Below are 10,943 nucleotides of genomic sequence, written 5' to 3' on the forward strand. Positions count from 1 at the left end.
CGGGTTCGCTTGTCGAAAGGACGCCTACTTACGGCGTGTCGCGGATCGAGTCCGGGATAGTGCTCATTGCTGCACCCGTGGCAGGGCTCTGACGGCGGTACGCGGGAGTCTGGACGGCGGTGCGGGAGGCCTGGACGGTGGAGGCGCCGTTGAGCACTATTACGGGTTCGTTGGACGATTGAACGATAAAACCGTGCTGTCCGTGCATCGAGTCCGGGATAGTGCTCATCGCTAAACCCGCGGCAGGGATCTGACGGCGGGATGCAGGGATCTGACGTCTCACCCAGCCACAGGCTGACAGCGGGGACACGACCAGATGATGCGCTCGCGCCCGGCGTCGGGGTCGGCGACACTGGTCCCCCCGCCGAGCGTGTCCTTGGCGATCGCCGCACCGCAGCGCAGGCACGGGCGACCAGCCCGGCCGAACACGAACGTCGTCGACCCGCGCCGCTGGTCGCCCGTGAACGTGCGCACCGGGCTCGACAGGTTGGCGCGCATCAGCTTGACGGTGAGGTCGACGACGGCGGCGACGTCGACCTCGGCGACCCGCGAGGCCGGGTGCACTCCGCTGAGGAAGCACACCTCTGCCCGGTACTCGTTGCCGATCCCGGCCAGGTTGCGTTGGTCTAGCAGCGCCTCACCGATCGTGCGGGAGGGCTCCGACCCGACCCGGCGAAGCGCCTCCTCCCGGCCCGACGGGGCCCAGCGGCCGGCGGTGTCCCAATCGTCGGCCAGCAGATCGGGCCCGAGCCAGCCCATCCGGGCGTCGAACTCCCGAGCGGGCCACAGCTCGACGATCCCGAGGTCGTGGCCCACCAACTCGATGCCGCCGGAGACCCGGACGACGAGCCGCGCGGTGTGCGCTGGCAGCGACCAGCGGGTGCCTTCCTGGTGGATCCGCCAGAGGCCGTCCATCCTCAGATGGGTGTGAAGAACCAGGTCGCCGACCAGCCAGAACAGGTGCTTTCCATGCGGCCAGACCCGCAGAATCTCCTTGCCGCTGAGATCGACCGTTGCCAACTGCGGCACCCGGAACTGCGAGTGCGCGATCTCCCTTCCGACGAGCGGCTGGAGTCGCTCAGAGAGTCGCCAGACGGAGTCGCCCTCAGGCACGGGGGGCCTCGATCGTGACCCCCTTCGGCGTGAGCCGCGCGCCAGCATCGAGCATCGCCTGCTCCAGCCCGCTGGCGCCGACCCGTTCGCCGTCGACCTCCTCGATGCGGAGCCGCTGCATCCGGCCCTCCGCGGCGGCGCCACGAAGCGCCGTCACCACCAGCGCGACCGTCTCGGCCCGATCCTCGCCGAACAAGGTCAGCACCCGGCCGCCGCGCGTCAGATGCGCCAGGAGCACGCCGTCGGCCACCACCACCAGGGCACCGGCGGCCCTCGAAGGATGGGCGGTGGCGTGCTCGGGCCAGGGCAGCACGCTGCCGTAGGGATTGGCTGGGTCGAGGGCAGCCAGCACCACCGGGGTGGGATTGGTCGACCCGGACGGCCACCGGCCCTGGTCGGGGGAGTCGGCATGCGCGCGAAGGTCGCCGACGACGTCGGTGGTCGAGAACTGCGCGCCGCCCAACCCGTCCACGAGGTAGCCGCGCAGCACCTTGCCCGCCTGCTCAAGCTCGGAGAGCAGCCGATACGCGGCGGCGAAACCGCCGGGGGTGCCGTCGGCCGTGACCCCGCCGCGCGTGATCACCCCGAACCGCGACAGCCACGACGACGCCAGCGCGAGCGCCCGTTCGGCGGCGGGAAGCTGCGGGTCGCGGACCCGGTACCACCGACCCCCGACCGCGGGCGCCGTCGACCCCGCGGAGGCGGGCATGCGACCGAGGCGGGGGATCCGGGCCCGGCGGCGCGGGTCGGGGCGAGACGACTTGTGTGCCGCGCGGGTCGACCCGCCGATCCGCGCCCGCACCGGAGCAAACGACACCGGAGCGATCGCGCCCTGCTCCGCGGCCCGCCACCAGGCATCGACGGTGTGGGCACCGCTGGGCAGCGACCCGAACGTCCCGTCGCCCTCGGCCAGTGCGGCGGCCAATGCCACAGAGTCCTGATCTGGCGGTTGGGGAGCCTCGCCGACCAGGCCGAGATCGTCGGCGGGCACCAGCGCCACCAACGGGTCGTTCGGCCCGGCGCTGCCGACGATGCGGACCAGCACCTCGCCCTCGGCGATCAACTGGTCGAGATGCGCAGACGAGTACCCCCGCAACCGGGTGGGCAGCACGTGCGTCTCCCAGGCGGAGGCGGGCAGGGCGGCCCCTGCGAGCCGCTGCAGCGCGAGTAACACCTCGTCAGGGCCGGATGCGGGCCGCTCGACCAACTGGTGGCCGGATGCCAGGAACCGGACGTAGCCCGTCTGCGAGACGGGCTGCAGTTCGGAGCGGGCCTTCGCGAGCGACCTCGACCGCAGCCTACGCAGCACCTCGGGATCGACGTATTCCACGTCTGTGGAGGTGAACCGGCCCACCGTCAACCGGCGACCGGCCGACTCCCGCTCAAGCACCAGCAGCACCGTCGACGGCCCGAGCCCGAGATCGGCGGCGAGCTCGGCCGCCGTGAACGGCCCGTGCGTGCGCGCATATCGCGCGATCAGCTGCGTCAACGGGTCGCGACCCTCCGGCGTCGACGGCGCGGCGTACCCCGCGGGCACCGGCACGCCGAGCGCGTCCCGCAGCAGCCCGACGTCGGAGGCCGACACCAGCTGTGGTACCCCCGCCAACTGCACGACGGCGACCCGACCGGCGAGTTCTTCCACGGCGCGATCGACGTCGAGATCCGCCACATGCGCAGGCAGCTCCGACAGTGGGATCGGCCCGAGCAACCGGGGCAGATCGGCCAACTGCTCCGTCGTCCGGGCGCGGCGCTCGTCGGTCAGGTGCCGCAACTCGGCCACGACCTCGGCGACGATGTCGGGATCGAGGACCTCCCGCAGGTCGAGCGTCCCGAGGGCCGCGGCCAGCAGCTCCGGATCGAGCGAGAGCAGCGCGGCCCGGCGCTCGGCGAGCGGCACATCGCCGTCATAGATGAACGCCCCGGGGTAGCGGAACAGCAGGCTCGCCGCGAACGGGCTCGGCCGCTCGGTGACGACCTCGACCAGCCGGACCGAGCCCGAGCGCAGCGCCCGCATCAGCTCCACCAGCGCAGGTACGTCGTAGACGTCCTGGGTCACCTCGCGGATGGTCTCAAGAATGATGGGGAAGCGCGGATAGTGCCGGGCGACCTCAAGCAGTTGCGCGGCTCGCTGACGCTGCTGCCAGAGCGGCGCCCGGCGCCCCGGGTCGGGGCGGGGCAGCAGCAGGGCCCTGGCCGCGGCCTCGCGGAACCGGGAGGCGAACAGTGAAGTGCCGCCCACCTGCGCCGTCACCAGCCCTGTCACCTCCTCGGGGTCGAGGACGATGAGCTCCGCCAGCCGGTCGACCAGGTCGGAGTCGGGTAGCCGCAACACGATCCCGTCGTCGCCGCCCACCGGCGACACGTCGACGCCACCCTCGGCCGACAGCACCGCGCCGATGATCGTTCCCCAGGCGCCGAGCACCCGCCTGCCGAGGGGGGAGTGGATGACGACGCGCCAATCACCCAGCTCATCGCGGAACCGTTCAAGCAACACCGTGCGCTCGTCAGGCACCACCCCGGTCGCCGCGCGCTGCTCCTGCAGATAGGCCGCGAGGTTGCCTCTGGTGTGGCCGTCCAGATAGCCGCGATCCAGCCGGGCCGGGTCCCGTGATGCCTCGCGCTGCAGAGCGCCGATCCCTCGCCCCAGCTCGGTGGGGCGACCCTCGTCTTCGCCCTTCCAGAACGGCAGCCGCCCGGTGTTGCCGGGCGCGGGGGAGACGCGCACCTGGTCGCGGGTGATCTCTTCGATCCGCCACGACGACGCGCCGAGGGTGAACACGTCGCCCACTCGCGACTCGTGCACCATCTCCTCATCCAGCTCGCCGACGCGCCGCGGACCCTGCTCATCCCCGGCGAGGAATACCCCGAACAGGCCACGATCTGGGATCGTGCCCCCCGAGGTGACGGCCAGCCGCAGCGCGCCTGGGCGCGGGTAGAGCCGGTTGTCGTCGCCGAGCACCAGCCGGGCGCGCAGATGGGCGAAGTCGGCCGACGGGTAGGCGCCGGTCAGCAGCTCGACGACCGCGTCGAGCAGGGCCCGAGGCAGCCCCGCGTACGGCTGGGCCCGCGTGACCGTGGCGAACCACTCGTCGACGTCGAGCCCCGCCTCGCCCGCAGCCACCGCTGCGGCCACCGTCTGCTGCGCCAGCACGTCGAGCGGTTGACGGGGGATGCGCAACTCCTCGATCTCACCGGTCAGCAGCCGCTCCGTCGTGACCACCGCCGCGGCGAGGTCGCCCCGGAACAACGGATAGACGTCGCCGCGCGACACCGCCCCGACGACGTGACCGGCCCGGCCGACCCGTTGTAGCGCGCTGGCCACCGACGGCGGCGCCGAAACCTGGACGACCCGGTCGACCGCGCCCATGTCGATGCCGAGCTCCAGGGAGCTGGTCGCCACCACGCACCGCAGCGCACCCGACTTCAGCGCCGTCTCGATCTGCGCGCGGGCCTCCTTGCTGACCGACCCGTGGTGCGCCCGGGCGATCACCGGCGGGGCGCCACGCACGGTGTCGACGGGGGCCATCACCTGGGCGGGCGGCCGGGCGGGGAGCGGCGGCAGCGTCTCCGGTGCGTGCTCCTCCGCCCAGAGCTCGTTGAGCCGACCCGTCAGCCGTTCCGCCGTGCGCCGACCGTTGGTGAAGACCAGCGTCGAGCGACCCGACTTCACCGTCTCGTAGATCTGGGCTTCGACGTGAGGCCAAAGCGATGAGCCGGGGGAGTCGACGGCGACGGTGTCGGTGCCGCCGAGCGCCAGGAGCGGGTCGGACGGCGCCTCGGTACCAGGCGGCGGGCCGGGGTCGCTCATGTCGGCCACGGGCACCCGCACCGTCACGTCCCACAGCTTCCGCGTCGGCGGCGCCACGACTGTGACCGCCCGGTCGCCGCCGAGGAAAGCGGCGATCCGGTCGATGGGTCGCACGGTGGCCGAAAGCGCGACCCGCTGCACATCCGACCCGACAAGCGCGTCGAGCCGTTCCAGGCTGAGTGCCAGGTGGCTGCCGCGTTTGGTGCCTGCGACCGCGTGGATCTCGTCGACGATCACGGTGCCGACGCCCGTGAGCGTCTCGCGCGCGCCGCTGGTGAGCATCAGGTACAGCGACTCGGGCGTGGTGATCAGGATGTCGGGTGGATGTCTGAGCAACGCGGCGCGCTCCCTGGCTGGGGTGTCGCCCGAGCGGACGCCGACGCTGATCGGGCGCATCGGCAACCCGAGCCGCTCCGCCGCCAGCCTGATCCCGGTCAGCGGTGCGCGCAGGTTGCGCTCCACGTCGACCCCGAGCGCCTTCAACGGAGACACGTAGACGATCCGGGAAGCCCCGCCCGCCAAACCGGATCCCCGGCGCGAAGTGCCCGAGGCCGCGACGAGACCGACGGACCCGGCCAAGGAATCGATGGCCCACAGGAAGGCGGCCAGGGTCTTGCCCGACCCGGTCGGGGCAACCACGAGCGAGTGCTCGCCCGCGCCAACGGCCCTCCACGCCTCGGCCTGAACCGGTGTCGGCTCAGGAAAGACGCCCGCGAACCACTCCCTCGTGGGAGGCGAGAAGCGCGCCAGCGGGTCGGTCATGGGGCAAGTCTGCCAGCGCCCACCGACAACACGGTGGCCGACAACCCAGCCCCGGTCGGACGGTCCGGCCGGTCACGACTCCTGGATCTCGGCGCCGTCGGTCGACCAGTTGGTGTGGAAGGCGCCTTCGCGGTCGATACGGCGGTAGGTGTGTGCCCCGAAGTAGTCGCGAAGCCCCTGCGTCAGCGCCGCGTTCAGCCGCGGTGCCCGGGCCTGGTCGTAGTGGGCCAGGGCCGCGGAGAAGCCGGGGACCGGGACCCCGGCCCTGACCGCCGTCGCGACGACCTCGCGCCAACCGTCCTGCGCGTCGGCCAGCCCGGAAGCGATCGACGGCGCCTCGATCAGGGTGACGAGATTGCCGGCCGCGTACTCGGAGCGGATCCGCTCCAGCAGGCGCGCCCGGATGATGCAGCCGGCCCGCCAGATCTTGGCGACCTCACCGACGTTGATGTCCCACCCGTACTGCTCTGCAGCCATCCTGATCTCGTCGAGCCCCTGGGCGTAGGCGACGACCTTGCTCGCCCACAGCGCCTCCCGGATCTGCTCGATGAAGGCGTCCCGGTCGGCGACGTCGACCTTTCCGTCCGGCCCGGTGAGCGCCTTCTGCGCGGAGGCGCGCAGGGCGGGCGACGACGAGATCGCTCGCGCGAACACCGCCTCGGCGATCGCGTTTACGGGGGTGCCCAGGTTGAGCGCCGACTGGATCGTCCACGTGCCGGTGCCCTTCATGCCCGCGGCGTCGACGATCACCTCGACAAGCGGTCGGCCGGTCGCGGCGTCCACCTTGCGCAGCACCTCTGAGGTGATCTCGATGAGGTAGGAATCCAGGTCGCCGGTGTTCCAGGTGGCGAACACGTCGGCCATCTCCGGGTAGGACAACCCGAGACCCTTGAGCAGTTCGAAGGCCTCGCCGATGAACTGCATGTCGGCGTACTCGATGCCGTTGTGGATCATCTTGACGAAGTGGCCCGCGCCGTCGGTGCCGATGTAGGTGCAGCACGGCTCGCCGTCGACCTTCGCGGAGATCGACTCGAGGATGGGCCCAAGCGCCTCGTAAGACTCGCGGGAGCCGCCGGGCATGATCGAGGGCCCCTCAAGGGCCCCGACCTCACCGCCCGAGATGCCCGCCCCGACGAAGTGCAGCCCGAGCCCGCGCAGCTTCTCCTCGCGGCGACGCGTGTCCTCGAAGAAGGCGTTGCCGCCGTCGACGACGATGTCGCCTTCCTCCAACAGCGGGACGAGGGCGTCGATGGTCGCGTCGGTAGGCGCTCCCGCCTTGACCATGATGATGATGCGACGGGGCCGCTCGAGCGAGGCGACGAAGTCCGCCAGCTCGTGCGCGGGGCGGAAGTCGCCCTCTGTGCCGTGCTCTGCGATCATCGCGTCGGTGCGGGAGGCGGTGCGGTTGAAGACGGCCACGCTATGCCCCTTGTGGGCAAGGTTGCGCGCGAGGTTCGAGCCCATCACCGCCATGCCGACCACGCCAACGTTCGCCAGATCCGTCATCTTCTCTCCCATCATCGATTCTCGATGCGAGCCTACCTTCCGAGTGGGCGGCGCCTCGCCGGTTGCCCGAGACGCGGGCGGGCCCGAAACCGGCGGTTCAGCTGGCAACGATCACGGTTTGATTACGAAGTGATCATTTTGACCGCTCATTCTGGTGTGTTTAGTGAGCGTTTGCGCTCACGCACGATCCCTTTCCGGTGTCCCGGGTGTAGCGTTTTTCGAAGTAGAGCTCCCGCTCAAAGTAGATCCGGAGGATTAATGTCAGTCTCGTTCAAGACTCCCCTCAAGGTGACGGCGCTGTTGTCCGTCGCCGCCCTCGGCCTGACGGCCTGTGGTGGCACCACGACCCCGTCGGCCACCGAGTCGGCCACCGCAGGTTCCACCGCGACCTCCGCCTCGGCTCCCGCCGAAAAGGTTGAGATCGCCTACATGCACCGTCTCCCCGACGGCGAAGGCATGACCAAGGTTGCCGACATCGTCGCCAAGTGGAACGCAGAGAACCCCAACATCCAGGTCACCGCCACCAAGTTCGATGGCAAGGCCCAGGAAATGATCACGAAGCTCGAGACTGACGTCAAGGCGAACAACGCGCCCTGCCTCGCACAGCTCGGCTACGGTGAGGTCCCCGAGATGTTCGTCAAGGGCCTCGTCGAGGATGTCACCACCGAGGCTGACAAGTACAAGGACCAGTTCGGTGGCGCCTTCGGTCAGATGACCGTCGGCGGCACGACCGTCGGCCTGCCGCAGGACTCGGGGCCCCTCATCTACATGTACAACGAGGCCGAGTTCGAGAAGCTCGGACTTGAGGTCCCCACCACCGCCGAGGAGCTGGAGGCTGTCGCAGCCAAGGCCGCCGCCGGTGGCAAGTACGCCGCGGTGTTCACCCCTGACGAGGCCCAGAACTGGCTCGCCGGTCAGGCTGCAGGTGCAGGCGCTAACTGGTTCTCCTCCGAGAACGACCAGTGGAAGGTCGACACCACCGACGCCGGCACCACCGCCGTCGCCACCATGTGGCAGAACATGCTCGACGCCAAGTCCGCGCTCGTCGTGAACCGCTGGTCCGAGCAGTGGGACGCCGCCATCCTCGATGGCAGCATCATCGGCCACGTCGCCGCAGCCTGGGAGACCGGCTTTGCGCTCGACACCCTTGACGGCACCGCCTTCGAGGGCCAGTGGCGCGTGGCGCAGCTGCCTGCGATCAACGGCTCCGCAATGACCGGCCCCGACGGTGGCTCCGGTGTCGCCGTCATGAAGGGCTGCGAGCACCCGGCCGAAGCGATGGCGTTCAACGCCTGGTTCAACACGCAGGTCGACGACCTCGCCTCGCAGGGCCTCGTGCCGGCCGCCACGGCTGCCGCCACCACCCCCGAGAAGATGTCGCGCCAGTTCGGTGGCCAGGACGTCATGGCTGAGCTTGTCACCGCCAACGAGAACACCAACGCGGTCAACTACATCCCCGGCTTCTCCGCCGTCGGCCCGAAGATGAACGAGGCTGCCGCCGCAGCCGGTAGCGGCACCGGAAAGGTCGCCGACGTCTTCACCGCAGCTCAGGACGCCTCGATCGCCGCTCTGCAGGACGCGGGCCTCCCGGTCGCGAACTGATCCAAGTGACGCCGGGTCCAGATGTTCAGCATCTGGGCCCGGCGTTTCCACCCTCAAAGCACACAACCATCGACCAGAGCAAGGAATAGCACATGAGTGCTGCAACTGTTTCGAGCGCGCCGAAGGCCCGCGGGAGGTGGAGCAGGCAGGCCAAGCACGAGGCTCTCAGCGGATGGGCGTTCTCGTTGCCGTTCTTCATCTGCTTCTGCCTGGTCTTCGCGGCTCCCATCATCTCGGCCATCTACTCCAGCTTCTTCCAGGAGAAGGCAGCGGGTGGTGGCCTCTTCGGAGGGGGCGAGAAGACGTCGGTCTTCGTCGGCCTCGAGAACTACATCGTCGCGGGCACCGACCCCGCATTCTGGGCGGGTGTCGGCCGCGTGATGCTGTTCGGCATCGTGCAGATCCCCGTGATGATCGTCATCGCGTTGGTCCTCGCACTGGTCCTCGACTCCTTCCTGGTGCGCCGTCGCGCAGGATGGCGTCTCAGCTTCTTCCTGCCGTACGCGATCCCCGGGCTCATCGCCGCGATCATCTGGGGCTACCTGTACGTGCCGGAGGTCTCGCCCATCGCGGCGAACCTTCCGGAACTGGGCGGGAACCCGTTCTTCATGGCCCCTCAGGTCGTGCTCTGGTCCATGGCCAACATGACCACCTGGACCTACACCGGTTACAACATGCTCATCTTCCTGGCCGCGCTCCAGGCTATCCCGAGCGACCTGTACGAGGCCGCCCGGATCGACGGCGCGTCCGGTTGGAAGATCACGACCCGGATCAAGATCCCGCTGGTCTCCTCCGCGGCCCTGCTCGCGGTGCTGCTTTCGATCGTCGGCACGATCCAGCTGTTCAACGAGCCGACCGTCATGCAGAAGTTGACCGGATGGATGCCGAACACCTACACCCCCATGATGATGTCGTACAACACGATGATGGGTCAGCTGACGCCGTCGGGCACCGGCCCGGCGTCGGCGATCTCGGTCCTCATGGCGCTGATCGCGGGCGTCCTCGCGGTGCTGTATTTCGTTGCACAGCGGAAGGTCAATAAGTGATGTCAACGCAGATGAAGACCACTGCGGACGGTCAGCTGCAGTACCGCCCATCCATCGAAGGCCAGCCACCGCGCTCCATCGCGCCGCGCCGTCCTGCCCGCGTCATCACCGTCGTGCTGCTCCTGGTCGCACTGATCTACTTCCTGTTCCCGGTGTACTGGGTGATCATCGCCTCGTCGAAGACGAACAGCGACCTGGTCTCGACCAACGGCTTCTGGTTCGCCAACGGCCTCAACTGGTCGGCCAACTGGGCGGCCCTCATCGAATGGACCCAGGGCCTGTTCCCGCGCTGGGTGCTGAACTCGATCTTCTACTCGACGGCGTCCGCCGTCGTCGGGACGCTGTTGTCGGTGTCGGCAGGCTACGCGATGGCGAAGTTCAACTACCCCGGTCGCAACGCCATGCTGGGAACGATCATGGTCGGCCTGCTGATGCCGGTCGCCCTGCTCACCGTTCCCATGTACATGCTGTTTACCAACATGGGCCTGAACAACACGATCTGGTCGATCCTGATCCCCTGCATGGTCTCCCCGTTCGGCGTGTTCCTCGGAAACGTGTACGCGACCACCTCCGTGCCCACGGAACTGCTCGAGGCCGCCCGGATCGACGGTGCGGGTGAGGCCCGGATCTTCTTCACGATGGTGCTGCGCCTCCTGGCCCCCGCCATGGTGACGATCTTCCTGTTCATCTTCGTCGCGACGTGGAACAACTTCATGCTCCCGTTGATGATGATCAGCTCGCCGGAACTCAAGCCGGTGACGTTGGGCCTGTACGGCATGATGAGCTACTTCTCGCCTGACCGGGGGGCCGTGCTGCTCGGTTCGCTGGTGGGTGTGCTGCCGCTGGTGGTGCTGTTCATCTTCCTGCAGCGCTACTGGCAGTCGGGCCTGGCCGCTGGAGCGGTCAAGGGCTGACGTGCCCACTGTGGCTGATGGCCGCCGTCGAGGGAAACCTCGGCGGCGGCCTTTTGCTGTGTCGCCGTCCGAACGGGGTCGCGTCGGATCGCTGGTCACGGGGGTGGGCGGTGGCTGGTCGTGCCGCGTTACCAGCGTTATGTCGGGTTACCTGCTGTGTTTCGCTGGTGTCGAGCGTTTTGGTTGGTGTCG

At 69.2% G+C, this 10,943-nt stretch carries 6 protein-coding genes; 3 read left to right on the forward strand and 3 right to left on the reverse strand.

Annotation, left to right across the window (positions count from 1 at the left end; translation table 11 throughout):
• Positions 1-279 precede the first annotated feature (279 nt).
• The 3 genes from BUC15_RS04575 to gndA all read right to left on the reverse strand — a co-directional run bounded on the left by BUC15_RS04575 (position 280) and on the right by gndA (position 7,201).
• A complete protein-coding gene (locus BUC15_RS04575; RefSeq protein ID WP_073186360.1) occupies positions 280-1,113 on the reverse strand; it encodes a DNA-formamidopyrimidine glycosylase family protein in 834 nt (277 codons plus the stop codon).
• The gene (locus BUC15_RS04580; protein ID WP_073186361.1) at positions 1,106-5,683 is read right to left on the reverse strand and encodes a DEAD/DEAH box helicase; all 4,578 of its coding nucleotides are present in this window, start codon (positions 5,681-5,683) and stop codon (positions 1,106-1,108) included. The genes BUC15_RS04575 and BUC15_RS04580 overlap by 8 nt, the downstream gene beginning before the upstream one ends.
• A 72-nt stretch (positions 5,684-5,755) precedes the next feature.
• Positions 5,756-7,201, reverse strand: a complete 1,446-nt coding sequence (gene gndA / locus BUC15_RS04585; RefSeq protein WP_073186362.1) for an NADP-dependent phosphogluconate dehydrogenase — start codon at positions 7,199-7,201, stop codon at positions 5,756-5,758.
• A 285-nt stretch (positions 7,202-7,486) separates the two neighbouring features.
• Between gndA and BUC15_RS04590 the strand changes: the two genes are divergently transcribed.
• The 3 genes from BUC15_RS04590 to BUC15_RS04600 all read left to right on the forward strand — a co-directional run bounded on the left by BUC15_RS04590 (position 7,487) and on the right by BUC15_RS04600 (position 10,751).
• Positions 7,487-8,791, forward strand: a complete 1,305-nt coding sequence (locus tag BUC15_RS04590) for an ABC transporter substrate-binding protein (RefSeq protein ID WP_425443331.1) — start codon at positions 7,487-7,489, stop codon at positions 8,789-8,791.
• A gap of 92 nt (positions 8,792-8,883) precedes the next feature.
• Positions 8,884-9,837, forward strand: coding sequence for a carbohydrate ABC transporter permease (locus BUC15_RS04595; protein ID WP_073186364.1), 954 nt, complete (start codon positions 8,884-8,886; stop codon positions 9,835-9,837).
• On the forward strand, positions 9,837-10,751 hold the full coding sequence (locus BUC15_RS04600) for a carbohydrate ABC transporter permease (protein ID WP_073186365.1): 915 nt from the start codon (positions 9,837-9,839) through the stop codon (positions 10,749-10,751). Before BUC15_RS04595 ends, BUC15_RS04600 begins: the two co-directional genes overlap by 1 nt.
• The last annotated feature ends 192 nt before the right edge of the window (positions 10,752-10,943 follow it).

Origin of the sequence: Tessaracoccus bendigoensis DSM 12906, from assembly GCF_900141915.1 — a bacterium.
Lineage (GTDB): Bacteria > Actinomycetota > Actinomycetes > Propionibacteriales > Propionibacteriaceae > Arachnia > Arachnia bendigoensis.